Source organism: Bifidobacterium porcinum (genome assembly GCF_055378475.1).
This window is the reverse complement of the sequence record NZ_AP029603.1, coordinates 1,499,021-1,524,343: the sequence shown is the minus strand read 5'-3', so window position 1 is coordinate 1,524,343 and position 25,323 is coordinate 1,499,021. Positions and strand designations below refer to the sequence as shown.

At 60.4% G+C, this 25,323-nt stretch carries 22 protein-coding genes; 20 read left to right on the top strand and 2 right to left on the bottom strand.

Features of this window, described 5'->3' with window-relative positions; translation table 11 throughout:
* The first annotated feature begins 87 nt into the window (after nt 1-87).
* From ACZ41G_RS06020 to ACZ41G_RS06010, 3 genes are read left to right on the top strand one after another with little or no spacing between them, the layout of a single operon-like run.
* On the top strand, nt 88-1,077 hold the full coding sequence (locus ACZ41G_RS06020) for an amino acid ABC transporter permease (RefSeq protein WP_026502269.1): 990 nt from the start codon (nt 88-90) through the stop codon (nt 1,075-1,077).
* Nucleotides 1,078-1,095: 18 nt separating this feature from the next.
* A complete protein-coding gene (locus ACZ41G_RS06015) occupies nt 1,096-1,950 on the top strand; it encodes an amino acid ABC transporter ATP-binding protein (RefSeq protein WP_464144931.1) in 855 nt (284 codons plus the stop codon).
* A gap of 27 nt (nt 1,951-1,977) precedes the next feature.
* Complete coding sequence (locus tag ACZ41G_RS06010; protein ID WP_464144929.1) at nt 1,978-2,166, top strand: hypothetical protein; 189 nt, start codon at nt 1,978-1,980, stop codon at nt 2,164-2,166.
* A gap of 33 nt (nt 2,167-2,199) precedes the next feature.
* Here ACZ41G_RS06010 and ACZ41G_RS06005 read toward each other — a convergent pair whose 3' ends face one another.
* Nucleotides 2,200-3,501 carry a sensor histidine kinase gene (locus ACZ41G_RS06005; protein ID WP_464144928.1) on the bottom strand — a complete coding sequence of 434 codons (1,302 nt, stop codon included), beginning with the start codon at nt 3,499-3,501 and terminating at the stop codon, nt 2,200-2,202.
* Complete coding sequence (locus ACZ41G_RS06000; RefSeq protein WP_464144926.1) at nt 3,477-4,175, bottom strand: response regulator transcription factor; 699 nt, start codon at nt 4,173-4,175, stop codon at nt 3,477-3,479. Before ACZ41G_RS06000 ends, ACZ41G_RS06005 begins: the two co-directional genes overlap by 25 nt.
* Before the next feature lie 346 nt (nt 4,176-4,521).
* Between ACZ41G_RS06000 and ACZ41G_RS05995 the strand changes: the two genes are divergently transcribed.
* The 17 genes from ACZ41G_RS05995 to ACZ41G_RS05915 all read left to right on the top strand — a co-directional run bounded on the left by ACZ41G_RS05995 (nt 4,522) and on the right by ACZ41G_RS05915 (nt 25,153).
* Nucleotides 4,522-5,676: a hypothetical protein gene (locus ACZ41G_RS05995; RefSeq protein WP_464144925.1), complete on the top strand. Its 1,155-nt coding sequence runs from the start codon at nt 4,522-4,524 to the stop codon at nt 5,674-5,676.
* Nucleotides 5,673-6,371 (top strand): ATP-binding cassette domain-containing protein, encoded by a 699-nt coding sequence (locus ACZ41G_RS05990; RefSeq protein ID WP_026502264.1) that lies wholly within the window; start codon nt 5,673-5,675, stop codon nt 6,369-6,371. The genes ACZ41G_RS05995 and ACZ41G_RS05990 overlap by 4 nt, the downstream gene beginning before the upstream one ends.
* Complete coding sequence (locus ACZ41G_RS05985) at nt 6,368-7,546, top strand: hypothetical protein (RefSeq protein ID WP_464144923.1); 1,179 nt, start codon at nt 6,368-6,370, stop codon at nt 7,544-7,546. Before ACZ41G_RS05990 ends, ACZ41G_RS05985 begins: the two co-directional genes overlap by 4 nt.
* Before the next feature lie 169 nt (nt 7,547-7,715).
* Entirely contained in the window at nt 7,716-8,234 is a 519-nt protein-coding gene (locus tag ACZ41G_RS05980; RefSeq protein ID WP_238552114.1) for a hypothetical protein, read from the top strand.
* 160 nt (nt 8,235-8,394) lie between these two features.
* The gene (locus tag ACZ41G_RS05975; protein ID WP_015450777.1) at nt 8,395-9,018 is read left to right on the top strand and encodes a hypothetical protein; all 624 of its coding nucleotides are present in this window, start codon (nt 8,395-8,397) and stop codon (nt 9,016-9,018) included.
* Between the two features lie 88 nt (nt 9,019-9,106).
* Nucleotides 9,107-10,996, top strand: a complete 1,890-nt coding sequence (glmS, locus tag ACZ41G_RS05970; protein WP_464144921.1) for a glutamine--fructose-6-phosphate transaminase (isomerizing) — start codon at nt 9,107-9,109, stop codon at nt 10,994-10,996.
* A 113-nt stretch (nt 10,997-11,109) separates the two neighbouring features.
* The gene (locus tag ACZ41G_RS05965) at nt 11,110-11,904 is read left to right on the top strand and encodes a pseudouridine synthase (protein ID WP_464146243.1); all 795 of its coding nucleotides are present in this window, start codon (nt 11,110-11,112) and stop codon (nt 11,902-11,904) included.
* A 225-nt stretch (nt 11,905-12,129) separates the two neighbouring features.
* The gene (locus ACZ41G_RS05960) at nt 12,130-13,143 is read left to right on the top strand and encodes a LacI family DNA-binding transcriptional regulator (RefSeq protein WP_464144919.1); all 1,014 of its coding nucleotides are present in this window, start codon (nt 12,130-12,132) and stop codon (nt 13,141-13,143) included.
* Nucleotides 13,144-13,262: 119 nt separating this feature from the next.
* On the top strand, nt 13,263-15,350 hold the full coding sequence (locus ACZ41G_RS05955; RefSeq protein ID WP_464144918.1) for a beta-galactosidase: 2,088 nt from the start codon (nt 13,263-13,265) through the stop codon (nt 15,348-15,350).
* A gap of 42 nt (nt 15,351-15,392) precedes the next feature.
* Entirely contained in the window at nt 15,393-16,814 is a 1,422-nt protein-coding gene (locus ACZ41G_RS05950) for an ABC transporter substrate-binding protein (protein ID WP_412170590.1), read from the top strand.
* 130 nt (nt 16,815-16,944) lie between these two features.
* Nucleotides 16,945-18,276 (top strand): bifunctional phosphopantothenoylcysteine decarboxylase/phosphopantothenate--cysteine ligase CoaBC, encoded by a 1,332-nt coding sequence (coaBC, locus tag ACZ41G_RS05945; RefSeq protein WP_464144916.1) that lies wholly within the window; start codon nt 16,945-16,947, stop codon nt 18,274-18,276.
* 77 nt (nt 18,277-18,353) lie between these two features.
* Nucleotides 18,354-19,130 carry a type III pantothenate kinase gene (locus tag ACZ41G_RS05940; RefSeq protein ID WP_321046087.1) on the top strand — a complete coding sequence of 259 codons (777 nt, stop codon included), beginning with the start codon at nt 18,354-18,356 and terminating at the stop codon, nt 19,128-19,130.
* Nucleotides 19,131-19,304: 174 nt separating this feature from the next.
* Nucleotides 19,305-21,014, top strand: a complete 1,710-nt coding sequence (locus ACZ41G_RS05935; RefSeq protein WP_464144915.1) for an ABC transporter substrate-binding protein — start codon at nt 19,305-19,307, stop codon at nt 21,012-21,014.
* A 150-nt stretch (nt 21,015-21,164) separates the two neighbouring features.
* Nucleotides 21,165-22,133, top strand: coding sequence for an ABC transporter permease (locus ACZ41G_RS05930; RefSeq protein ID WP_464144913.1), 969 nt, complete (start codon nt 21,165-21,167; stop codon nt 22,131-22,133).
* 284 nt (nt 22,134-22,417) lie between these two features.
* Nucleotides 22,418-23,290 (top strand): ABC transporter permease, encoded by an 873-nt coding sequence (locus tag ACZ41G_RS05925; RefSeq protein WP_321046092.1) that lies wholly within the window; start codon nt 22,418-22,420, stop codon nt 23,288-23,290.
* Entirely contained in the window at nt 23,287-24,288 is a 1,002-nt protein-coding gene (locus ACZ41G_RS05920) for an ABC transporter ATP-binding protein (protein WP_464144912.1), read from the top strand. The genes ACZ41G_RS05925 and ACZ41G_RS05920 overlap by 4 nt, the downstream gene beginning before the upstream one ends.
* Nucleotides 24,281-25,153, top strand: coding sequence for an ABC transporter ATP-binding protein (locus tag ACZ41G_RS05915; RefSeq protein ID WP_464144910.1), 873 nt, complete (start codon nt 24,281-24,283; stop codon nt 25,151-25,153). Before ACZ41G_RS05920 ends, ACZ41G_RS05915 begins: the two co-directional genes overlap by 8 nt.
* Nucleotides 25,154-25,323: the final 170 nt, after the last annotated feature.

The window sequence follows — 25,323 nt, the reverse complement described above, 5'->3', positions numbered from 1 at the left end:
CGGGCGTGGCGACAATGAAATTCACAAGGTGTTCACGCTGAGGGTGTGAACTGGGCAACGAACCGACAATAGGAGATGGCGCAAACCATGGCGAAGAAACAAGTCGACGGCGAAGGTCTGGACATTCCCGACCGCATCCACGCGTTGCCTGTAAGGCGTACCGGTCCGGTAGTGGCCGGGATTATTGTGGCTCTTTTGGCGGCTATGCTCATACAGGGGCTGATCACCAACCCGCGGTTCGAGTGGAATATCGTCTGGAAGTATTTGTTCAACGAGAACGTGCTCGAAGGCATCGGCTACACGCTGCTGCTTACGGTGATTTCCATGGTTGTCGCCATCATTCTGTCGGTGATCCTGGCGATTATGCGCAAGTCCATCAACCCGGTGCTGCGCGGGGTCAGCTGGTTCTTCATCTGGTTCTTCCGCGGCACCCCTGTCTACACACAGCTTGTGTTCTGGGGCTTGTTCTCCGTGCTGGTACCCAAGTTGTCGCTCGGCATCCCGTTCACCTCGGTGACGTTCTGGAGCATCGATTCATCCGTCATCATCACCGCGTTCAACGCCGCATGGGTCGGCTTGGCTCTTAACGAGGCGGCTTATCTCTCCGAAATCGTGCGTGCAGGCCTTGAGGCGGTGGACCCGGGGCAGACCGAGGCGGCGAAAGCGCTCGGCATGAAGCGTTCGCTGATCATGCGGCGTATCATTCTGCCGCAGGCCATGCGCATCATCATCCCGCCGACCGGCAATGAAACCATCGGCATGCTCAAAACCACGTCGTTGGTGCTCGCCGTGCCGTTCACACTGGAACTGCAGTTCGCCACCAACGCGATCGCCAACCGTATCTACAAGCCGATTCCGTTGCTGCTGGTCGCGTGCATCTGGTACCTGTTCATCACCTCCATCCTGATGATCATCCAGTCCCGGCTCGAGAAGCATTTCGGCAAGGGGTTCGAAGCGCGGTCCATCGTCGCTGAAGACGACGGCGATCAGCTGGACGGCCCGGTCGCTGTCAGCGAAACGAAGAAGGATCGCATCGTCCGCGGCAACGATGTGAAGATGATCGGGCTCAACGCGTGAGCGTGAGGAAGGAAGAATATGAGCGACCAAACAGCAACTGATACCGCGTTCCGGACGCAGGATGCCTCCTCAAGCCAGCGAGACGAGCTGCATGCACACGCCGCCACGCCGGCAGTCGAGGCGATTGGAGTGCACAAAGCCTTCGGGCGCCTCCACGTGCTCAAGGGCATCGACATGACGGTCATGCCGGGCACGGTCACCGTGATTCTCGGACCGTCCGGTTCCGGCAAGTCTACGTTCCTGCGACTGATCAACCAGCTGGAAACCTTGACCGGCGGCGAAATCCGTGTGGATGGCGAAATGATCGGCTTCAAGAAGGTCGAACACAAAGGCCAGGAAGTGCTCCAGACGTTGAACGACAAGGAAATCGCCGCCCAGCGGTCCAAACTGGGTATGGTCTTCCAGCGGTTCAACCTGTTCCCGCATATGACGGCGCTGGAGAATGTCATGGAAGCGCCCGTCCATGTGAAGCATCTGGGCAAGAGTGAAGCGCGTGAGCTAGCGGTTGCTGAATTGCAGCGTGTGGGGCTTGGGCAGCGGCTTGACTATTACCCGTCTCAGTTGTCCGGTGGCCAGCAGCAGCGTGTCGCCATCGCACGAGCGCTCGCGATGAAGCCCGAGATCATGCTGTTCGACGAGCCGACATCCGCGCTTGACCCCGAATTGGTAGGCGAGGTGCTGAGCGTCATGCGTCAGCTTGCCGACGAGGGCATGACCATGATCGTGGTCACCCATGAAATCGGATTCGCCCGCGAAGTCGCCGACCAGGTGGTGTTCATGGACGGCGGTGTGGTGGTTGAGCATGGCGGTCCCGACATCATCGACCATCCGAGTGAGCCGCGTTTCAAGGACTTCCTGCAGCACGTGCTGTGACATGGATGATGATGAAAGGAGAAACAGATGAAACGAATGGTTCATCGTGGTCGTACCGCATTGGCGGTGTATCTTGCAATCGCCATCGGTGTTTGCGGACTGTCCACCGGGAGCACCGGTGCCCGGTATGATGATGCGCTTGCGACGCCGGCTCCCGCAAGTATCAGCATCCTGTTGGGCACCTGCCCCAAGTGGTTGCCATGGTGCATTGCCTGACATGACGGCCTTGAGCGTTCAGGCGCAGTAGCGTTACCCCGCCTGAACCTCGGGGTGCAAAGGGATGCGCGCGTAGAGCGTCCACGTGTTATCCTCGCTGTTGAAACGCAGCTCGCCGCCAAGCGATTCGATGATGCCGCGGTGAAGCGCCAGTCCGCTCTGGGATTGTGGCAGAGCGCCATCATGGCAAGCCGCAGGCTGTGCAATCGTTGGCGACTGTCGGCCTGTGCCGCGCTTGGGCGTCTTCTTGGGTGTCAGCGCGTTTGTCTGCATCAGTGACATGTTGTCGTCATCGTAGGTGATGGTGAGCATGGGTGCACTGTCCGAGGATGCGTGCCTCAGCAGATTCGCGAAAATCTCTCCGATCAGGGTGATCGCCTCGTCGCTGGACTGTGCGCTGACGGGTGACGATATCTGCCCCGACATATGCACGTCGACATGCATATGATGCGGGGCCAGTAGGTGCCGCCCCTGTTCGATCGCGATGCCGACGCGCGACGGCAGCGGAAGGTCGTACGACCCGTTGTCCTGGTCGTCTTGGGGGCGTTCATTCAAGGTATTCATGGTCCGGATGACCGAACGGATGCTGACAAGGGCACTTTCGCTGAGCCGCCGGACGGTCCGCCAGTCTTCTTCCTGCGTGGCAACCGTGCTGCCGGTTGTGTCCGTTGCATCAAGGTGCTGCTGGGCGAGCAAGAAGATACTCGACAGATTCGCGGTGACCGCATCATGCGTCATCTGAGCGAATCTGGTGACTTCCTGCTGATGCGCCTGCTGTGTTTGCAGCAGTTCCAGCTCGGCATCGCGGTGCCGTTGCCGATCGTCGATGGCGATGGTGCGGATGGATGCGCAACTTGCGTAGGTGACGATATACAGCACGAGAAATACGAATAAGGAAAGCGCTTCTCCTTGTGGCAGCGCGTGGCGGAAGTCGAAGGCCAACAGCAGGGTGATGATTGAAGCGACAAGACTCCAGATCGACCATCGGGTGGGTGTTGAATACGCGAGCGTGCCTATGGCCAGTGGCGTAAGCATATGAATGATCGAACCGGCATCCGAGAGTGATATTCCGGGAGTGAACATCAGCAGCAGTACCACGGCGAATGAGATGACGGACATCGGCACCGGCGCGAGGGCGATGCCGAGCGGACAGCAGCAGGCGATAACACAAGCCATCCATTGTACGGGGGTCTTCGCGGGGAAGAATGCCAGTACCGCAATCATGAGTATCGTGGTCACCAGGCATAGGGCGACGTGCAATTTATGGTGGCGCAATCGCTGCGGAATGATGGTTGAGATGGTGTTGCTGATTACAGTCCGATGGTTTTCGTCCATAATGCTACCGCCTCCCGTTTGTTGGATACGCCCATTTTGTGCGATGCGCGTGTGATATACGTGTTGATGGTCGACGGGCTGACGTCGAGTACCTGCGCGATATCGGCGTTGCTGTACCCGTGTGAACACATGGTGAGTACCTGCTTCTCCTGCTGGCTCAGTGAAAGAATGTATGGCAGCCCTTCCTCGTGAATGCGCAGATGCGCCTGCTGCGGTGTTTCGAACGGTGGCCTGACGGCGAGAGCGCCGGTGTCGGCGACTTCCATGATGACGGTTTTCAGTTGGGACAGCTCGTTCTTGCCGATAACCGCCTGCATGCCGGCATCTGCGGCATCATGGTAGAACTGGGTCGGCTCGTATGAAGTGATGCCGAGTATCGGCATCGTGCCGTTGGTGTAGCGGATGGCCCGGCTCATATCGATGCCCGACAGGCCGCGCATCGAGATATCGGTGATGAACAGGTTCGGCAAGTCGCGGATGCCGGATTCGCATTGCCGGAAGTGGTCGAAGGCGTCCGAACCGTTATGCTCGGTCCAGGCTATGGCGACGCGGGGCCATCCGGACATGATCTCACGCAGCATGTTCAAGGCCAGGATGTCGTTGTCGACGAGCACGACCTGCACGGTGTCCGCCTGGTCGCTGCCGGTCGCGGATGGTGTCTGCTGTTGGCTCATGGTGGTGCCTGGCTCCATGCTTGTTCGGATAGGGATTCGTACTTCAGCATAGCGCTGTGACGGCACAGCCGGATCGGCGTCAAACGATGGCCGGAGCGGAAGTTGCTCCGCGAAGTATTCCAAAAACGGCGCCAATATGTGAGACGCGCAATCGTGGTTTCCGGGCGTGCTGAATGCCGTATTCGGCGGCAACCCAACGAAAACGGCATGGCTGTGCCGTCAAGCGCCCGAGTCGTCAAGGATGCCGGTAGCGCAATCGTGTAGGTATTTGCACGACAAGGATTTGCCTGCGGATTCCTCCCCACCGATAATGACAACGTTTCGATTCTGCACGAAGGAGCACAGAATGCGGCTGCATCACTATAAAACCGGTACAAACCGGAACGTTGGCCGCAACACTGTGTCCGTCTCCGTGACTGTCCTGCTCGCGCTCGTCATGCTGGCGGCCGGCGTGTGCGGCGGGTTTCTGCTCACCCGTGAGCCCGAACCCGCCGCGTTCGAGTCGACTACGCGCGTGGGCACACTTGCCGTGCAATCGGAACTATATGATGACGAGCGTTCCGTCACCGTCACGGTGGAACGCAGTGAATCCGGTTCCGTAGCCGCTCCGGTTGGGGGAGTGGTTACGGAGTTGAGACAGTGCGCGGCCGGAAACAATATTGAATCAGGCTCCGCGTTCATTGCCATTGACGGACAACCCCAACTCGCCCTGTATCTCAGGACTCCACCGTATCGGACGATGACCAGCGGCATGAAGGGCGGTGATATCGCGGCGCTCAATGCGGAACTCAGACGGCTCGGATATGCGGCCCCGGATTCGGACGTGATGACGTGGAATACGGTGAAAGCCTTCAATGCGCTTGCCACAACCGCCGGGACGCAGGGTACCACGCAGGAGCGCCAGTGGAGCATCGATACGTCGTTGTTTGCATGGTTGCCCCAACAGCAGGTGACTGTCAAGGAGTGCCAGGCCCGATATGGCGGGCACGTCGAGCAGGGAGCCGATGTGCTGACGACTACCAGCCAACCGGTCCGTGCGACGTTCCGGCGCAATGATTCCTCGATGCTGCAAGGCGATCGGGTCATGGAAGTCAACGGGACGACGTTCACCATCACTGATCAGACAGCAGACAGCACTGACGCCTCCCTGCTCTCAGCCATCGGTGCGAGCAACGAATACCGTGCCGCCCAACAGCCGACAGCCTCCGGGCAGGCTTCCGATACCGGAGGGGCCCAAAGCGACACGGGACAAGACACCGCTCCGAACACCATCAACGTTACATATCGCTGGAAGCTCGCCAAAGCGCTGAACGTGGTCTCGGTGCCGCCGGCGGCGATGTACGATGTCTCTGCGGATTCGGCATGCGTGGTTTCGCGCGGCAAGCCGGTCGCCGTCCATGTGGTCGCCTCCCAGCTTGGCAAATCGATGGTCAGCGTGCAATCCGGCGCATCCCTGACTTCCGTCGATGTTCCCGCCAGCACAGGCAAGGCGTGCCGATGAGCGGGCAAGACCGGCTCGAGTCCATACGACCCGCGGTTGCAGGATTGGCGGGAACCAGTACAGTTCAGGACAATTCCGGTGATGAGCAGTCTGCCCATGTCAAGCTCGACGATGTCGGGCACAGCTTCGACGGGGACGACTGGCTGTTCAGGCATATCACCATGACGCTGTATCCCCGGCGCGTTTATGCGCTGGTCGGTCCTTCCGGCTCGGGCAAATCCACGCTATTGTCCATTGTCGCAGGCTGGCAGCAGCCAGCGCAGGGCAAGGTCATACGCGTCTCATGCGGTCGGGTGTGCTGGGTATTGCAGAATCCTCATGGAGTAGCGCGTAGGAAGGTCATCGACCATGTGGCACTGCCCTATATTTCTCGCGGGGAACGCAGGAACGAAGCCGAAGAGCACGCTTTGTCACTGTTACGCGTGTTCGGGCTTGACCATCTTGCCGCCAAACAGTTCCGTGACCTGTCCGGTGGCGAGGCTCAGCGGCTGATGCTTGCGCGCGCGGTCGCCTCCCACGCGGGACTGCTTCTTGTGGATGAGCCGACAGCACAACTTGATTTGGCGACTGCGGCGAGCGTGAACCGAACCTTGCACGGGTTGTCGATATCAGGGGCGATTGTCGTGGTCGCCACACATGATCCGCGCACCCGCGACGCGTGCACGGACATCATCGATTTGAGGGACTACCAGTGAGCCGGGAACAAGATACCGTTGCGCCTGCCATTGACCGGGATACGGCTGCGACAGGGCGTATGCGTCTGCGTGGTGTCGTGGACGAAGCATGGCGGGATATCGTGTCCGGAACCTCGCATGCGTTCATGCTTATGTTGATTCTCGCCGCGTTGGTCGGCGGGTTGTCTGCTGCCGACCTGTTCAGCATTCGGTCAATAGCGCAGCAGGTTGACCGGTATATCGCATCGGGCGCGTCGACGTACGTCATCGAATTCAAAGGCAGAATCAGTGGCGAGGCATGCGAGCGGCTCTCCAGCATGGACGGAGTGCTTGCCTCGGGTGCGCTCCGCTCGAAGAATGACAAGGTCGCTTCCGCCGTCTTGCCATCTGCGAGTATTCCTTCGCTCGATGCCACGACCGGGGCGCTAGATGTCTTTGCTTCTTCGACCCGTTCCGGCACTGTTACGTTGTCTACCAGGGATTACGATGGCATCTGGCTCTCCTCCCAGGCAGCGCAGTCTGTGAACGCTTCCGCCGGAAGCAAACTCGCATTGCATGCCGGTGGCAGTGTACGGATCGCCGGCGTATTCCAGTATCCGGACGACGGTAGGTCATCCAATTACCAATATGTGGCGCTCAGCCAGGTTCCGGTTGATGCAAACGATTTCGACCAGTGCGTGGTGAAGACCTGGCCGGTTCCGGATGCCCTGCAGGCATTGTTGCAATCCACGGTATCCTCATGGCCTTCGGATGCTTCGCAGCAACCAACGATCAGCCAATTGAATGCGACGCAAGGCTCGAAGTTGGATGCCGTCAAGGCGTTCCGGGAGAGACAGAGTGCACTGGCTCCACTCGTGATGCTGGTCATTGCGTTCTTCATCGGATTCGCCGTTGTCCGTGTCAGGCGGCTCGAACTTGCATCCGCCATGCATTGCGGCGAACCCAAGACCGCGCTCTGGCTGCAGATGCTGCTCGAGGCGTTGGTCTGGTGCTGTTCGGCGATACTGGTGACGCTGCCATTGACGATCTGGGCGATTACCCATATGGATACGGGGATCATCATTGCCTCACCGACGCTTGTTGGTATTCTTTCCAGAGTTCCAGCGGCGGCCCTTGCGGGTGTGTTGGCCGGTGTCACGCTTGCGATGCTGGTCACTCGCGAACGTGACCTGTTCAGATATTTTAAGAATCGATGACCGGAAGCTGGGATTTGTAGTGTTTTTCACGACAAGGATTTGCATCGTGCGATGAAGTGCGAAACAATGCAATCGTGACGTCAACGAGGCGTCGCCTAAGAGGCACAAGGTAGAAAAGGGTTTTCAACGATGAGAATGATGACAATGATGCAAGGGCATTGGTATGCGTATGAGTGATTGGTCCGGGATGTTGACTCATACCGTTGCTCGTATTCGAAATGTGTTTTTGATTTTCGGCGTCATCGTGGCATGCCTCTTGTGCATCGCCTGCGGCTCGGGACATCAGAACGCGACCCCAGCCCCATCGCAAAGCACTGCGAAGGCCGAGAATGGACATGTGTTCAAAGGTCCATACGCTCGAAAATTCGCAGACACGTACAACAGCCTTCAGACCGGTTTTGCCCGGGGACTCATAGAGGATGGCAAGATCAGCGAGAAGGACATCAATGCTTTGGAATTCAAAGTCGAGGGTTGCGTAGATGCCCAAGCTCAAAGCGAAGATGATTTCATCACCTTCATTTGGGAGGAAGGCACGACGACACCGACTCCATACCATGGTGCGAATGCGAAGAGGATGAACAAGATTGCGAAGCAATGCATGGAACGTTACGACGGGTATAAGATCAACGATCTGTCCCACTACGTATACGTCCATGAACATCCCGATGATAACGATCAATCCAAATGATAAATAACCGCGAAGGCGGGCTTGCGCTACGGGACTCGCGGCACAAGCCCACCTTCCGACTCTGCGAAACGAAAGAATCACCACTCCGAGAAGTGAAATCATGAAAAAGACCAACAATAGGGGGAACCGTCACACCGCTGTGACAGTCATGGTATGCACCATGGCGTGCTGTGCAACATTGCTTTCGGGCTGTGCGGGCGGAGGACATACCGCTCCGTCCACTGGCACCGCGACAAGTGCATCGAGTAGCGCCACTGCGAAGGACGGCACCGTCTTCACCGGATACTACGCGCAACAAATCAAACGCACCTACGATGATGCACACCAGTCCCTGACCAAGAAGATACTGAAGGACAGCAAAATCACCGACGAAGAGTTCAACGAACTCAGCGAGCATTTCAGCGATTGCGCGAAACAGCAAGGCGTCGATGTCACTTTTGACTCGCAAGGCGGCATGCAAACCACGTATCCCGCCGGAATGAGCCAAAGCGATGGCGATTCCGCTGTCGCCCAATGCGACGAGGACAATGATTTCACCAGCATGAGCATTCTGCACGACAGCATGAAAAGCAATCCCAAGAACGAGGATCCAGCGGTACCGTTGCTCCAATGCCTGAAGAAAAACGGGCTCGCCGAACAATCCATGACGGTGGATGATTACAAGGCGATCGTCAGCGACGAGAACAAGGACAAGGACGTATTCGGCAAGTATTTCGACGAATCCGCCCCAGGGTATGATGCCGCGAAGGCGAAACTGTACGAAGCGTGCCAAACGAATTCGTGATGTGCATTCCAAGCGCCGATTGGCCGGTTATGTGAAAGTGACTTTCGCCATCGGCGCTTGACATAATCGTCCGATACACTGGTGTGCTATGTGCGGAATCGTAGGATATGCAGGCGGCATGACCGCATGCGGCAAACCATTGGAAGTATGCATGCAAGGCCTGGGCAGGCTGGAATACCGTGGATATGATTCCGCGGGCGTCGCACTTGCCGCACCTGGCATGAATCTCGTAGCCGTTCGCAAGAAGGCAGGTCGCCTGGACAATCTCAAAGCCGACCTCAAGCGTTCGCCTCTTCCGGACGCAACGGTCGGCATCGGACATACGCGGTGGGCCACGAACGGCGAGCCCAGCGACACCAACGCGCATCCGCATGTGAGCGCGGACGGGAAAATCGCCATCATCCACAATGGCATCATCGAAAACGCATCACAGCTGAAAATGGATCTGCAATCCGAAGGGTACGTGTTCTCCTCCGGCACTGATACCGAAGTCGCGGCGAAACTGCTCGGCAAGGTTGCCAACACCATCATCGAGGAAACCGGCAAACCCGACCTGTTTGAAGCGTTGCGGCGCGTGGCCCGCATGCTGACCGGCGCGTTCACCATCCTCGCCGTGGACTGCCGCCAGCCGGATATCGTCGTCGGTGCACGGCATGATTCCCCGCTCGTGGTGGGCCTAGGCAAGGGGGAGAACTTCCTCGGCTCGGATGTCGCCGCGTTCGTCGCCTACACCAAGCAGGCCATGGAAATCGGGCAGGACCAGGCCGTGTGCATCAGCGGCGACCAGGTGATCGTCACCGATTTCAACGGCAACCCGGTGAAGGATTCCAAGCGTTTCACCGTCGATTGGGACGCTTCCGCGGCGGAAAAGGGTGGCTGGCCCTCGTTCATGGACAAGGAGATTCACGAGGACCCGGAGGCCGTGGCCAATACGCTGCTCGGCCGCTTTGACGACCAGGGCGATATCGTGCTCGACGAAGTGCATATCGGGCTGGACGTGTTCCGCCAGGTCGACAAGATCATCGTCGTGGCGTGCGGCACGGCAAGCTATGCGGGCATGGTCGCCAAATACGCGATCGAGCATTGGGTGCGCATCCCGGTCGAGGTGGAGCTTGCGCACGAATTCCGCTACCGCGACCCGATTCTGACCCCGCGTACGCTGGTCGTCGCGATTTCGCAGTCCGGCGAGACAATGGACACGCTGATGGCCTTGCGCCACGCCCGCGAACAGGGGTCGCGCGTACTGGCGATCTGCAACACGCAGGGTGCCAGCATCCCGCGCGAATCCGACGCTGTGCTGTACACGCACGCGGGCCCGGAAATCGCGGTCGCCTCAACCAAGGCCTTCGTCGCGCAGATCGTCGCCGCCTACCTGCTGGGCCTGTATCTGGCGCAAGTGAAGGGCACGATGTACCGCGACGAGATCAGGCACATCCTCGAGCAACTCAAGGATATGCCGCAGAAGATCCAGTGGGTGCTGGACAACCAGGCGGGCAATGTCGAGCAGGCCGCCAAGCAGATGGTCAATGCACATTCCTTCCTGTTCCTCGGCCGTCATGTGGGTTATCCGGTCGCTCTGGAAGGCGCGCTGAAACTCAAGGAAATCGCCTACACCTTCACCGAGGGCTTCGCCGCGGGCGAGCTCAAGCATGGCCCGATCGCGCTGGTGGATGCGGGTGAGCCGGTCGTTGTGATCGTGCCGTCGGCGCGCGGGCGCAACATTTTGCACAACAAGGTGATTTCCGGCATCGAGGAAGTCAAGGCGCGTGGCGCGTTCACTATTGCGGTCGCCGAATTGGGTGACCCGGATGTCGAACAGTATGCGGATGTCGTCTTCTGGCGACCGGTATGCCCCACGCTGCTCAGCCCGCTGGTGGACGTGGTGCCGTTGCAGCTGTTCGCCATGGATATGGCGCAGCTCAAGGGCTATGACGTTGACAAGCCGCGTAATCTCGCCAAATCCGTGACTGTCGAGTGATACCGCGCATGCCTGTGGCTCACACTGACGGCGTGCCTGATGCGGCGTTGCTGCGTTCCGGGCACGCCGCCTCGCTGTCTGAGGTCTGCGACACCTCGCCGCGTGACGCTCGGATGCAAGCGTCGCGCAGGTGGCAAGAGCCGGTCGCCAAGCGGCACCGCTGGGTGACCGACGAGCCTGACATCCCGTTTCACTGTGTGGTGTTGTACGAGGACGAGCGGATCATCGTCATCGACAAGCCGCATTTCGTGCCGACCACGCCTCGCGGCATGTGGTATCGGCAGTCGGCGCTGATCAGACTGCGTGAGCACTACGCGGAGCCGCACATCACGCCGGCGCATCGGCTGGATCGGTTGACTGCCGGCATCGTGGTGTTCGTGCGGGATCCGGCATGCCGGGGCGCCTACCAGATGCTGTTCCAGAACCATGAGGTGCGCAAGACCTACGAATGTCTCGCTCCGGCGGCGCCGATCGCGCGTCCGCGGACCGGTACGGTCACACGGTTGCAAGCCCCGGCTGTGTTTCCCCTCAAGCGATGCTCGCATATCGTCAAGGATCGTGGCCGTTTGCAAGCCTACGAAATACCGGGGGAGCCGAATGCACAGACCGTCATCGACCTGCCCGACGCTTGCGGCATGACCGACGACACTCCAGACGCCACGGCGCTGCCCGCCGGCACCCGCCGGTACGTTTTACACCCCGTGACCGGCAAAACCCACCAGCTGCGCGTCCACATGAGCTCAATCGGCCTGCCGATCATGGGCGACCCGTTCTATCCGACGCTCAAACCTTATGGGCCGGATGATTTCAGTACGCCCTTGCAGCTGGTCGCGCGCCGGCTCGAGTTCACTGATCCGGTCAGCGGACGGGATATGGCGTTCGTGTCGTCGGTTCCGTTGCAATGGTGATGAATACGGCCGAATGGTCTTGGAATGTTGTAGATATCACACCGGCGGATGGTGTACGGCCGCGAATCGGCTAATCGCAACTGAAGCAGTTAAGTTCAAGCACCGCAAGAAAGGCCGGTTTTTCAGGCGCTTGACCGCCTCGGCATAGGTGAGACGCAGTGGGTATCCGACGTACGGGCATCGCCTATACTTGGCACCGTATCAACAGCTATCAAGGGGCGAACAATGAACCGGAACCTGACTGTCTCTATGCAGGATGTTGCAAGGGAAGCCGGCGTTTCGCCCCAAACGGTCTCCCGCGTCACCAACGGGAGCAAAAGTGTGCGTGACGAAACCCGAGTGCGCGTCGAGGAAGCGATGGACAAGCTCGGCTATCGTCCCAACTATGCCGCACGTGCGCTCAAATATGGCCGGTTCAACGATATCGGCGTCGTGGTGTTCAGCCTGTATGATTACGGCGATTCCCGCATTCTTGACGGCATCGTCGCGGCTGCGGTGGATGAGGGGTACGCGGTCACCGTACGCACGATGGGCGTCGGCAAGGAACGTTCGCTGCAGGCTGCGGTCGAGCGCATGGCACAGCTGCCGGTTGACGGCATCATCGTCGTGCTGCAGCAGGATGTCCCTGATTTTGATTCCTTCGTTCCGCCGAAAGAGATGCCGGTCGTGCTCGTGTGCGAGGGGGCATCTACGAACTGCCCCACGGTGGACGCCGACCAGTATGGGTGCTCCACGAGCATTGTCGATTATCTGTTGGAACAAGGGCACAGCACCGTGCATCATATCGCCGGGCCGATGCAGTCGCGTGCGGCGCGCAGCAGACTGCAAGGGTGGAGCGACCAACTTGATCGCCATGGCATCGCCGTACCGCAAGCCCTGATTGGTGACTGGGGGGCGGACAGCGGGTATCGTGCCGGATTCGAGCTGGCCCATGACCCCGAATGCACAGCCGTGTACGCGGCGAACGACCAGATGGCGTATGGCGCGATCCTGGGTTTGAAGGATGGCGGCCGTCGCGTGCCCGAGGATGTCAGCATCGTCGGTGTGGATGATTCGCTCAGAGGTATCGTCCCCCAACTCGACCTGACGACCATGCGCATGCGCTTCGACACCATCGGGCATGAGGCGTTCACCATGATCCGCAAGCAGTGCGAAGGTGAGAACGTGCCAGTGAACGTGAAAACCGTGATTCCCGGCGAGCTGATCGAACGCGGATCGGTGGTGCGATACGCCCGCTGAACTGTGCCTGTGCCGGTGTCGAGCGCATCCGGACGGCGCCGGGGAAGCGCCGTCAGGAAAAACACAACCGTCGATGGTATGGTAAACATCGGTAACCGAACATATACAGTTGGAGCGCCATGACAGCACGTAGAACACACCGTTGGCCAAGACCGCTGGACAATGCGGCCCGGCGTATCGGGTACGGCGGAGACTACAATCCCGAACAATGGCCGGAATCCGTCTGGGATGAGGATATCGAACTCATGAACCAGGCCGGGGTCAATATCGTGTCCCTTGGTATTTTCGCATGGAGTGCGATAGAACCCGAGGAAGGCGTCTACGATTTCGGGTGGCTCGACCGGATCATCGACAAGCTGTACCATGCCGGCATCGCCGTCGATCTTGCATCCGCGACCGCCAGCCCGCCGCTGTGGCTGACGCAGAAGCATCCGGAAGTGCTGTGGAAGGACGAGCGCGGCGACGCCTGCTGGCCGGGAGCCAGACAGCATTGGCGTCCCACCAGCCCGATTTTCCGCGAGTACGCCTTGCGGCTGTGCCGTGCCATGGCACAGCATTACCGGGACAACCCGGCCGTCGTGGCTTGGCATGTGAGCAACGAGTACGGCTGCCATAACCGTTTCGACTATTCGGATGACGCCATGCGCGCCTTCCAGCGCTGGTGCAAAGAGCGCTATGGGGATATCGAAGCGGTCAACGACGCGTGGGGCACCTACTTCTGGTCTCAGCGCATGACCGATTTCTCTCAGATCATCCCGCCGCGGTACATCGGGGAAGGCAATTTCATGAACCCGGGCAAACTGCTTGATTTCAAGCGGTTCTGCTCCGACGCGCTCAAGGATTTCTTCAAGGCGGAGCGTGACGCGCTCGCCGAAATTACCCCGAATATCCCCTTGACCACAAACTTCATGGTCAGCGCACCGGGGAACGCCCTCGATTATGACGATTGGGGCCATGAAGTCGATTTCGTGTCCAACGACCACTATTTCACCGCCGGAAGCCGGCATCTTGACGAGCTGGCCTACTCGTCCTCGCTGGTTGACGGCATCAGCCGCAAACAGCCGTGGTTCCTCATGGAACATTCCACCAGCGCCGTCAACTGGCGTGGCATCAATTACCGCAAGGAACCCGGGCAGTTGGAACGTGACGCGATGGCGCATCTGGCCATGGGCGCGGACGCCATCTGCTTCTTCCAGTGGCGTCAATCCCAAGCGGGAGCTGAGAAATTCCACAGCGGCATGGTGCCTCACGCGGGACGGAACAGCCAGGTCTATCGTGACGTCTGCGCGCTCGGCAATGACCTGGACACGCTCTCGCAGGCGGGATTGCCCGGCACCACACTGAGCCAGGCACGGATTGCCGTCGTCTACGATTACGCGAGTGAATGGGCCACCGAGCATACGGCGACACCCACCCAGCAGGTACGGCATTGGACGGAACCGCTCGACTGGTTCACCGCGTTGGCCGATTGCGGACTGACCGCCGATGTGGTGCCGCTGGCGGGCGATTGGGATCGCTACGAGATGGTCGTTCTGCCGAGCGTGTACCTGCTGGGCGAAAACGATGCGCGGCGCGTGCGTGATTATGTCGCGGCAGGCGGCAAGCTGTTCGCCACCTACTACACTGGTATCAGCGACGAACGCGACCACGTGTGGCTTGGCGGCTATCCGGGGGCCATCCGCGATGTTGTCGGCGTGCGTTCCGAGGAATTCGCCCCGATGGGTGATGACGATGGCGTGCTTGATCACCTCGACCTGAGCAATGGCACCGTGGCACACGACATCGCGGAAGTCATCACCTCGACCGCGGATTCCGCGCGTATACTTGCCACCTACCAAGCCGATTCGTGGACCGGTATGAACGGTGTCCCCGCCATCACGGTCAACACATATGGTGAGGGGCGTGCCGCCTACGTCGGTTGCCGATTGGGCGCTGACGGGCTTGCCGCAAGCCTGCCGTCCATGTTCGAGGCCATGGACGTGAGCGTACCGGCATGGCAAGGTTCCGGCGACATTCTGCGCGTGGTGCGTGAGGGGCGCGGCGACGGCGAACATGAGGCGCCGCGGTTCACGTTCCAGTTCAACCGTACGCACCATCCGGTCGCAGTGGATATCGAAGGGCGTACCATCGTCGCATCTCTCGCCGAAGACCATGGCGACGGAACGGCGACCATCGCCCCGAACGGCGTCATCGTCAGCATGGGTTGACGGCGGGCACCAGCGAACATATACGGAAAATCAAGGAGCAGCATGACACGACCATCCCACGGACGGCACCTTATCGCGAAGGCGTTGTCCGCCGTCATGTCCGTATGCATGCTGCTCACGGTCGCCGCATGCGCGGTGCAGGACACGCGCACCGTCATCACCGTATGGTCATGGGAGCCGAGCATGGACAAGCTCGCCCAGTCCTTCGAGGCCGCGAACCCTGACGTTCATGTCATCGTGAAGAACACGAGCGGCTACGAGAACCTCAATACGGCGATCCAGGACGGGTACGGGCTGCCGGATGTCGCGCAGATTGAATATTTTGCGCTGCCACAGTATGCGGTCAGTGGCCAATTGCGTGATTTGACCGACCGCGCGCAAGGCTACGCGAACTTCTACACGACCGGCACATGGTCCTCGGTGCAGCTTGGCGGCCGTATCTATGGCCTGCCCATGGATTCGGGCCCGATGGCGTTCTTCTACAACGATAGCGTGTTCAGGCAGGCCGGGGTTGACCCGACAACCATCCACACGTGGAAGGATTATTACCGGGCGGCCAAGAAACTCAAGAAAATCGGGGTGTATATCGCCGCGGACGCCGGGGACGCAAGCTTCTTCAACGCGATGATCTGGCTTGCCGGCGGCAGACCGTACCGGACCTCCTCCGACGGCAAAACCGTCACGGTGAACCTCAAAGATGACACGGGCACGAAAACCTTCATCGAATACTGGCAGAAAATGATGGATGAAGGGCTGATCAATACCCGTCTGACCACATGGTCCACAGGGTGGAAGAACGCACTGGGCAACGGAACCGTCGCCTCGGTGCTGTCGGGCGCGTGGATGCCCTCCATGCTGTTGTCCGATGTGCCCGGAGCTGCAGGACAATGGCGGGTCGGCACTATCCCGACCGTTCACGGTAGCACAGCCAACGCTGAAATCGGCGGGTCCGCGTTGACGATGCTCAACACGACGCGCAAACCCGAAGCCGCATACCGCTTCATCGAATATGTGTGCCATGATGCCGAAGGTATTGCCACACGCGTTGACGGAGGAGCGTTCCCCGCAGATACTTCCACATTGGAATCCAAGACTTTCCTTGAAAAGACGACCATCCGCGACTCGCGCGGCATCCAGATCCCGTATTTCGGCGGCCAACAGTTCAATAAGGTGCTCGCGCAGGCGGCGGAGAACGTGTCCTCCGGATACCAGTATCTGCCGTTCGAAGTGTATGCGCGCAGCGATTTCCGCGCGACCATGGGCAAGGCCTACAAGTGGGAGTCCGCCAACCAGCGGCGGATCGTCGCCAAAAAGCGTTTCGAGGCGGGCATGACCGACGACGACGGCAATCCCGTGACTGTGCCGGACGATCCGGGGCCGAAGGTTTCGCTCGCAGGGGCGCTCGCCAGTTGGCAGAACGACATTCAGGAGTACGGGGTCAATCAGGGCTTCACCATCCAGTGATGCAGATGATGTAGAAACCGGTATTCGCTGCGGCACGTCGGCTGCGCGGCCTATACTGGCGGCAGCGCTGACGGCGACAGCCGCAGCGACAGTACAGACCGCCGCAACAGCGCGGCGTTTGGGAGGTCGTATGGCTTCAACCCATATCATGCTCGGTGTCACCGGCAGCATTGCGGCGTTCAAAGCATGCCAACTGGTCAGTGATTGGGGCAAATGCGGGTATGAGACGCGGGTCGCCATGACCGCGGCCGCGCAACGGTTCGTCACCCCGCTTTCGTTCGCGTCCCTCGCTCACACGCCGGTACGCACGGCAATGTTCCCCGATACCGCGGATTCCCAGGATGCATTGGATGCGCAGCGGCTTGGCATCAGCCATATCGATGACGCGAAATGGGCGGACGTGCTGGTGATCGCGCCCGCGACTGCCGATATCATCGCCAAAATCGCGCACGGCATCGCCGACGATTATCTCACTTCGATGGTGTTGGCATATGAGGGTCCCAAAATCCTGTGCCCGGCGATGAACACGCGCATGTACAACAATCCCGTCACCCAGCGCAATATCGCCGCATGCCGTGAATTCGGGTGGACGATCGTCGAACCGGCAACCGGACGGCTCGCCTGCCAGGACACCGGCAAAGGCAAGCTCGCCGATTTGGAGGACATCGAGGATGCCGTTGAACAGGCCGCCGAGAGTGCGGCCGCCAGCAGATGCGGCACGAAGACGGAGACCGACCAGCCTGCGAACGACGAATTGGCTGGATTACACGTGCTGCTCACTGCCGGCCCCACCCAGGAGCCGCTCGACCCGGTACGGTACCTGACCAACCATTCGACTGGGAAAATGGGGTATGCGCTCGCCCAGGCGGCGCAGGCCATGGGAGCCGAGGTCACGCTCGTATCCGGGCCGGTTTCGCTTGACGAGCCGGACGGCGTGCACACTGTCCATGTACAGACCGCGCAGGAGATGTTTGACGCGGTGCATGGCCACTTCGCGCAGGCGGATATCACCATCATGGCCGCCGCGGTCGGCGATTTCCGCCCGGAGCATCGCAGCGAGCAGAAAATCAAGAAAACCGGGGAAGTCATGCCGCCGATCACGCTGGTACAGAACCCGGACATCCTCGCTTGGGCGGGCGAGCACAAACGCCCGGACGGCTCGCAGCTCGTCTGCGGGTTCGCGATGGAGACGCAGGACCTGCTCGCCAACGCGCAATCCAAGCTGGAACGCAAGCATTGCGACATGCTCGTCGCCAACGACCTCAACGAACCGGGGGCCGGTTTCGCGCACGATACGAACCGGGTGGTGATCCTCACGCCGGATACTGACAAGAATGCCACTAAGGGCGAGGACGGGTCGAAAATCCACGCAGAACCGCAGCCACTGATGGACAAGCGCGACCTTGCGGCTGTCATTCTTGGCAGGCTTGCCCGGATGCGGCAGGAACGTCTGACGGATTAGAGCGAATCGACACCCGGAGGTTTGTAAAGAATCCGGATCATGAGGGCAATTACGAAAACGCGGATGAAAGGACACCCATGCTGTTGGCAGTAGACATCGGCAATACGAATATCGTGCTCGGCTTCCTCGATGGGGACCGCAAGGAGCAGATGAGGGGCACCTACCGGATCACCACAAAAGCCAACCACACGTCGGACGAATACGGGCTCATGATCACCGAATTCCTCGCGATGAGTGGGTACAGCCCGAGCGATGTGCAGGACGTGATTATCGTGTCTGTCGTGCCGAAAGTCATGTATTCCTTCCGTGCGAGCATCGTGAAATTCCTCGGCATCGACCCGATGATTGTCGGTCCGGGCATCAAAACGGGCATCAACGTGGTCATGGACAATCCCAAAACCATGGGCGCCGATTGCCTCGCCGACTGCGTGGGCGCGTATTTCACCTACGGCGGGCCGGCGCTTGTCGCGGATTTCGGGACGGCCACGACCTTCAACTACGTGGATAGTAAGGGCAGCATCCGCAGCGGGCTGATCACCACCGGCATCCGCACCGCGGCGGCGGCCCTGTGGAACGAAACCGCCCAGTTGCCGGAAGTCGAGATTACACGGCCCAAGTCGATTCTCGCGAAGAACACGAAGGACGCGATGCAGGCGGGGCTCTACTACAACTTCCTCGGTGGCATCGAACGCACCATCCGACAGTTCCAGCAGGAGATTGACGGGGAGTTTCGCGTCATCGCCACCGGCGGGCTCGGACGCATGTTCAAGGACGATACCGATCTGATCGACGTATATGACCCCGATTTGATTTTCAAAGGACTGGCATCGATTTACGCGCGCAACACCCGCTGAATTCGCCGGTTTGGCTTTGATGTGCGCGCCGGCGGAGGGCTGGAGCGGCAATCGGGCCGGGGGTGACGCCAGACAATCCGCCTGCACGCGTATCATGATGCGAGGTGGTCGACCCGCATGGGCGGCCAACCGACTCAACATAAGCAGGCCCAACGGCCGAACAGAGGAGCAACCATGGCTAAGTCCAATGGTGCGTACGGTACATCCGACGCAACCGAACCAGACACCACAACCCAGCCGCCGCATGCGACGGAAGACACCCGCGCCAATACTGGCGCGAACGCTGATACCAACGCGAGCACCGACGCTAGTCTGAACGCGCATGCGAAGCAACGCAAGAAGAGGAATGACGGGCATCGCCCAATCATCTGGGTGGTCGCCGCCTTGGTGATTGTCGCGCTCGTCGCATGCATCGCCATCGTGAACTCACACTCGCGCAAGGCAGCAGCGCCGGCACAATCAGACAGCATCGCCATCGGCATCAAACTCGCGCCCGTGAGCCTTGACATCCGCAACCAATCCGGGTCGGCGCTCGAACAGCTGCTCATCGGCAACGTTTACGAAGCGCTCGTCTCGCGCAACTCGAACAACGAGGTCGAACCCGGTCTCGCCAAGAGCTGGACCATCAGCGACGACGGGCTGACCTACACCTTCAAGCTCAACGAGCACATGAATTTCTCCAACGGCGACACACTCGACGCCACCGATGTCGCATGGTCCATCAACCAGCTCAAATCCAAGCACTACTACAACAGCGACCAGGTCGAGAACCTCAAGCAAGCCAGTGCCCCGGACGCAACCACCGTGAAACTCACGCTAAGCCAACCCGATGCGAATATGCTGTGGTACCTTTCCGGCCGGCCCGGCCTGGTCTTCGACAAGGACGCGCACTACGACGCGAAAACCACGGCGGTCGGTTCTGGGCCGTATCTGGTCAAGTCATTCGATTCCAGCAGTAAGCTCGTCCTGCAGGCGAACCCGAAATATTGGGGCAGCGCGCACAAGGCCCGCACGAACACAGTCACCGTGCGGTTCCTACCAGACGACAACGCGGCGCTCAACGCGCTGACCAGCGGGGACGTGCAGGTGCTGTCCCCGGTCAACGCGAATATGACCGGCAAGCTCAAAAGCAGTGGGAAATACACCGTCAAGGCGAACGACGGCAGCGACAAGTTCGTGCTCGCGTTCAACTGCACGGGTGCGAAAACCTCCGACAAACGCATACGGCAGGCGATCCGCTATGCGATTAACCACAAGGAGATCATCGCCTCGCGCGGGGGAGTGGATGCGGCGCTCGGCGGGCCGATCCCGTCCGTCGACCCCGGCTACGAGGACTTGACCGGCCTGTATCCATACAATCCCACCAAAGCCAAGAGCCTCTTGCAACAGGCAGGGTATTCCACCAGTCACCCGCTCAAGCTGACGCTCACCTACGCGACGAGTATCTACGGTTCCGAGCTTGGTGAGCAGCTGCGCAGCCAATTGAGCCGCATCGGCATCGATTTGAGCATCAACAGCGTGGAATTCTCCACATGGCTTCAGGACGTGCACACCAACGGCGATTACGACCTCTCGCTCGTCGACCATGCGGAAAGCCACGACTTCTACAAGTGGACGCAGCCCGACTACTACTACCATTACGACAATCCGCAGGTGCAGGCGCTGTACGCCAAGGCGCTCACTGCAACGGACGACGAGGACAGCGCAAGCTATCTCAAGCAGGCGGCGAGGATTGTCAGCGAGGATGCACCCGCCGACTGGCTGTTCGCCTATCGGGTGAGCGTCGCACAGGCCAAAGGGGTCACCGGGTTCCCTTCCCGGCTGACCCAGAGTGTGCTGCCGTTGTGGAAGGTCACGTACACGCCGGCACAGCGTAGAGCGTAGCGGCGCAACGGCTGCGATACGGTTTGGCAGCAGACTGCTGACTGGCAGCAGGCGGCGATACGCGGCACGATATACGGCAAGACAACGTGGCAACATCTGGCAGGACGCGGTGATACGCGGCAAGAGTCACAGACAAGGAGCATCAAGGCAATGAGATATCTGATTCGTCGGCTGGTGCTGTTCGTAGCCGCCCTGCTCGGCCTGTCGTTGCTGGTGTTTGTCACGTTGCGGATTTTGCCGGGTGACGTGGCGTCCGTCATGGCGGGCACGAACGCCACGCCTGCGCGCGTGGCCGCGTTGCGCTCGCAGATGGGGCTGGACCGTTCGTACCCGCAGCAATATGCGGATTGGCTGTCGGGCCTGATGCACGGGAATATGGGGGTGTCTGCGATCAGCGGACGCTCGGTCTCCTCACAGGTCGGGTCACATGCGGCCATCACCATGCCACTGATTGTATTGAGCCTGATCGTCGCCCTTGGCGTGGGCGTTCCACTTGGCTGCCAGGCGGTGCTTGCCGCGAATTCGCGGGTGCGTGGCGTGTTGCATATCCTCGCCATCGTCGGTGGTGCGGTGCCGGCGTTGTGGGGCGGGCTGCTGCTCATCATGCTGTTCGGCCGCGGGATCGGACTTGTCGGCATCCTGCCGTCGCAGGGATTCCCCGATGCCGGCTGGCGCAACCCGGTAGCGGCTCTCGCATCGTTGATTCTGCCCGCCATCGCGACCGGATTGGTGGCGGGGGCCGCAATCATGCGCTATACCCGCGCCTGTCTGATATCGATGGAGGACAGCGATGCCGTGGCGATGGCCATGGCGTGTGGGATGACGCTTCGACAGGCGATGCTCGGCGTGGGATTGCGGTTGTCTGCCGCGCAGCTGGTGTCGGTGGCGGGGTTGACTTTCGCACAGATGGTCACCGGCGTCATGGTTGTTGAAAGTCTGTTCAATCTTCCTGGATTGGGCGCCATGCTGATCGGCGATGTCGGCAATCGTGATCTGGTCGCCGTGCAAAGCGAACTGTTCCTGCTTGCCGCATTCTTCCTGCTGCTCGGAGTGCTGGTCGATATGCTTCATCATGCGCTTGATCCGCGGTTGGGCGGGCAATCCGAGGAACGAGGGTGAGGGAAGATATGGCTTCATCACGTAATCGTCGTGGGCGCTTGCAGGAAACTGGGCGTCCGACATCGTCGGGGCAATCCGAGGCAATCGTTCACTCGGCTGATACAAGGCTTTCTGAGCTTTCGGGCGATGCAGGGCATCCGGGTGCAACCAGGCTTCCTGCCAATGTCGGACATCCTGCCAATACCGCGGATTTGCGGCATGTCGGGCCTGTGAGACACCCGTCCCGCGGCGGCTTCTACGGCAGATTACCGTTGCATGTCAGGCTCGGGATTATCCTGCGCGGCATGTGGGGCCGGACGGGTGGGCGGTTTGCGCTGATTGTCATGGCGTTGTGGCTGGTCGTGTCCGCGGTGTCGCTTGTGTGGACGCCCTACCCGCTGCTGCATACCGATGGCGACGATGCGTGGGCGTCGCCGTCCGCTGCCCATCCGCTCGGTACGGATGGCGTGGGCGCGGATGTGCTCAGCTGGCTGATGGCCGGGTCCCTCACGGATTTGGCGGTTGCCGTGCTGACCGTACTGGTGTCCGCGGCGATTGGACTCGCGCTTACCGCCGCGATGGTATCGACCCGCCGGATGCTCGCCTCGGCAAGCGTAGTGGTCGTGGACGCGCTGATCGCGATTCCGACGGTGCTGCTCGCCCTGCTGTTCGCCGTTCCCTTCGGCACGTCTATCGCGGTGGTCGTCGCGGCGTGCGGTATCACGTACGGGCTGAATATGGCGCGAATACTGAGGCCGACGGCGGCTTTGGCGGCCCGGAGCGCATACGTGGAGGCGGCCAGGGCGAGCGGTGCTGGCTCGTGGCGTGTGTTCGTGCGGCATATCGTGCCCTCGACCTTCCCGGTGCTTGCCGTGCAGCTGTCGATGAGCGCGGGGACTTCGATTCTGGCCGAGGCGGGGTTGACCTATTTGGGTGTCGGTGTGCCGTCGGGCGTGCCGAGTTGGGGGCATTCGCTGACCACGTCGGTGCGGCTGATCAGCGTGTATCCGCTGACGGTGTTGTGGCCAGGATTGGTAGTCACACTCGTGGTGACCGCGCTGTATCTGCTGGGGGATGCGATTCGCGATTGCGCGGACCCGTTGGCCAATCCTGAGCTGCGTCGGGTGGAGGTCGGATGTTCAGGGCCGGCAGATCGAGGCGAGGAGGCGGAATCATGAACAATCTGGATGCGAGTGAGCTGAATATGGACGGCATGACTGCGAATGCTGCCGGGGTCGATGGCACCGGTGCGGGCGGTGCTGCCGATGCGGGTCATGCCGGTGTTGGTCATGCCGACGTGAGCCGTGCGACGAACGCCGCCGGTAGCGCGCGCCCCACAATCCTTGATGTCTGCGATCTGAATGTGACCATCGGCGGGCATGCTGTATTGAAGCGGGTGTCTTTGCATGTCGACGCCGGTGAACGCGTTGGGCTGATTGGGGCATCCGGGTCAGGCAAATCCATGCTGGTCAAAGCGGTGACCGGCTTGTTGCCTCGAACCGCGCGCGTGGACGGCAGCTTGAACATTGGCGGCAAGCGGGTCGACACCATGGATGATGCGGAACTTGCCGATTTGCGCGGTCGATATGTCGGGCTTGTGTTCCAGAACCCCGGAGCGGCGCTCAATCCGGTGCTGACCGTTGAGCAACAGGTCTGTCTGCCGCTGTGCCTGCATTATGATTTGGACGCAGATGAGCGGCACGACCGAGCGATGACCATGCTGGAACGGGTCGGCCTGCCGCCAAGACTCGCGGGCGCCTACCCGCATGAGCTCTCCGGCGGCCAACAGCAGCGTGTCGGCATCGCCACGGCGTTGATTACCTCGCCGCGGCTGATTATCGCTGATGAGCCGACCACTGCGCTTGATGCGATTGTGCAGCGTTCCATCATCGATCTGCTCGTTTCGCTGGTCGAATCGGCCGGTGCATCGATGCTGTTCATCACCCATGATTTCGCGGTGTTGTCACGGGCGACTACGCGATGCGTCGTCATCGACGGCGGGCGTGTGGTCGAGACGGGTGGGACTGAAGATCTGCTGCGTAATCCTGGGGAACCGGCGACATACGCGTTGGTGCGTGCCGCGAAGCTGCTGACACTGGACACGGGTGTGGGTGCAGGCGTGGATATGGACGGCACTGCGCGTATGGATACGAATCGGGAGCGTCAACATGGGTAAGAAGAGCAGGAAAACCGTACCGGCAGAAGTCATCGTTCCCGACGGGCGCGATGTCGCGCCAGACAAGAAGGAACCGCTGCTGTCCGTGCGGGGGGTCTACAAGTCCTTCGGCTCCCGTTCGCGACGGACCCAGGTGCTGTTCAACGTGGATATGGATGTCGCCGAAGGGGAGTGTCTGGCGGTGATCGGCGGGTCGGGGTCCGGGAAAACCACGCTGACCCGCATTGCATTCGGCTTGGAGCAGGCCGATTCGGGCACGGTTACGTATCGAGGCGTTGCCTTGAGCGGAGTGCGTTCGCTGGGCATGCTACGGCTGAGAAACGAATCGGGGCTGGTGTTCCAAAACCCGTTCACCTCGCTCGATCCGCGTTGGACCGCAGGCGAATCGATTGCGGAAGGACTGATTGCAAGACAAGCCGGGCATAGAGCGGGCGACGCTGGGAGGCGAGCGGCATCGGACGATATCGCCGGTGCGGTACGCCGGGCGTTGGGGATGGTCGGGCTTGATCCAGATGAGTTCATCGGACGGTATCCGGTCGATATGTCAGGCGGGCAGGCGCAGCGGGTCGCCATCGCGCGGGCGATAGTCGCCGAACCGCGAATCGTGCTTGCTGACGAGCCGATGAGCGCGGTCGACGTCTCAGGGCGTGTCCAGATTCTGGACGCATTGGCGGAAATCCGGAGGAAACGGCCTCGGACCGCGATAGTCATCGTGTCCCACGACCTGGGAGTTGTGCAGCATATTGCTGACCGGATTGTCGTTCTGCATGACGGGCGAATCGAGGAGACCGCCGCCACCGGCGATCTGCTCACGCATCCGCAATCCGCCTACACGAAGCAGCTCATCGACGCCGCAGCATGGTGATCGGCGTCAGTTGTGGTCGTCGCTGGATGGTGTCGCCCGCGCATAGTCATCGTCGAGTGGAGATGTGTAGTGGCTGCCGCCGTATGGTGGCTGTCATCGTGGTGGTACCGCCCTACAACCCATATCCAGCAAGTCGTTTCCCGTCATTTCTGCTTCTACCGACGCTGAGC

What these genes read in the sequence shown, in the direction of transcription:
- ACZ41G_RS06020 (WP_026502269.1), top strand. Translation starts at nt 88, where the DNA reads ATGGCGAAGAAACAAGTCGACGGCGAAGGTCTGGACATTCCCGACCGC.
- ACZ41G_RS06015 (WP_464144931.1), top strand. Translation starts at nt 1,096, where the DNA reads ATGAGCGACCAAACAGCAACTGATACCGCGTTCCGGACGCAGGATGCC.
- ACZ41G_RS06010 (WP_464144929.1), top strand. Translation starts at nt 1,978, where the DNA reads ATGAAACGAATGGTTCATCGTGGTCGTACCGCATTGGCGGTGTATCTT.
- ACZ41G_RS06005 (WP_464144928.1), bottom strand. Translation starts at nt 3,501, where the DNA reads ATGGACGAAAACCATCGGACTGTAATCAGCAACACCATCTCAACCATC.
- ACZ41G_RS06000 (WP_464144926.1), bottom strand. Translation starts at nt 4,175, where the DNA reads ATGAGCCAACAGCAGACACCATCCGCGACCGGCAGCGACCAGGCGGAC.
- ACZ41G_RS05995 (WP_464144925.1), top strand. Translation starts at nt 4,522, where the DNA reads ATGCGGCTGCATCACTATAAAACCGGTACAAACCGGAACGTTGGCCGC.
- ACZ41G_RS05990 (WP_026502264.1), top strand. Translation starts at nt 5,673, where the DNA reads ATGAGCGGGCAAGACCGGCTCGAGTCCATACGACCCGCGGTTGCAGGA.
- ACZ41G_RS05980 (WP_238552114.1), top strand. Translation starts at nt 7,716, where the DNA reads ATGAGTGATTGGTCCGGGATGTTGACTCATACCGTTGCTCGTATTCGA.
- ACZ41G_RS05975 (WP_015450777.1), top strand. Translation starts at nt 8,395, where the DNA reads ATGGCGTGCTGTGCAACATTGCTTTCGGGCTGTGCGGGCGGAGGACAT.
- glmS (WP_464144921.1), top strand. Translation starts at nt 9,107, where the DNA reads ATGTGCGGAATCGTAGGATATGCAGGCGGCATGACCGCATGCGGCAAA.
- ACZ41G_RS05965 (WP_464146243.1), top strand. Translation starts at nt 11,110, where the DNA reads ATGCAAGCGTCGCGCAGGTGGCAAGAGCCGGTCGCCAAGCGGCACCGC.
- ACZ41G_RS05960 (WP_464144919.1), top strand. Translation starts at nt 12,130, where the DNA reads ATGAACCGGAACCTGACTGTCTCTATGCAGGATGTTGCAAGGGAAGCC.
- ACZ41G_RS05955 (WP_464144918.1), top strand. Translation starts at nt 13,263, where the DNA reads ATGACAGCACGTAGAACACACCGTTGGCCAAGACCGCTGGACAATGCG.
- ACZ41G_RS05950 (WP_412170590.1), top strand. Translation starts at nt 15,393, where the DNA reads ATGACACGACCATCCCACGGACGGCACCTTATCGCGAAGGCGTTGTCC.
- coaBC (WP_464144916.1), top strand. Translation starts at nt 16,945, where the DNA reads ATGGCTTCAACCCATATCATGCTCGGTGTCACCGGCAGCATTGCGGCG.
- ACZ41G_RS05940 (WP_321046087.1), top strand. Translation starts at nt 18,354, where the DNA reads ATGCTGTTGGCAGTAGACATCGGCAATACGAATATCGTGCTCGGCTTC.
- ACZ41G_RS05935 (WP_464144915.1), top strand. Translation starts at nt 19,305, where the DNA reads ATGGCTAAGTCCAATGGTGCGTACGGTACATCCGACGCAACCGAACCA.
- ACZ41G_RS05930 (WP_464144913.1), top strand. Translation starts at nt 21,165, where the DNA reads ATGAGATATCTGATTCGTCGGCTGGTGCTGTTCGTAGCCGCCCTGCTC.
- ACZ41G_RS05925 (WP_321046092.1), top strand. Translation starts at nt 22,418, where the DNA reads ATGTGGGGCCGGACGGGTGGGCGGTTTGCGCTGATTGTCATGGCGTTG.
- ACZ41G_RS05920 (WP_464144912.1), top strand. Translation starts at nt 23,287, where the DNA reads ATGAACAATCTGGATGCGAGTGAGCTGAATATGGACGGCATGACTGCG.
- ACZ41G_RS05915 (WP_464144910.1), top strand. Translation starts at nt 24,281, where the DNA reads ATGGGTAAGAAGAGCAGGAAAACCGTACCGGCAGAAGTCATCGTTCCC.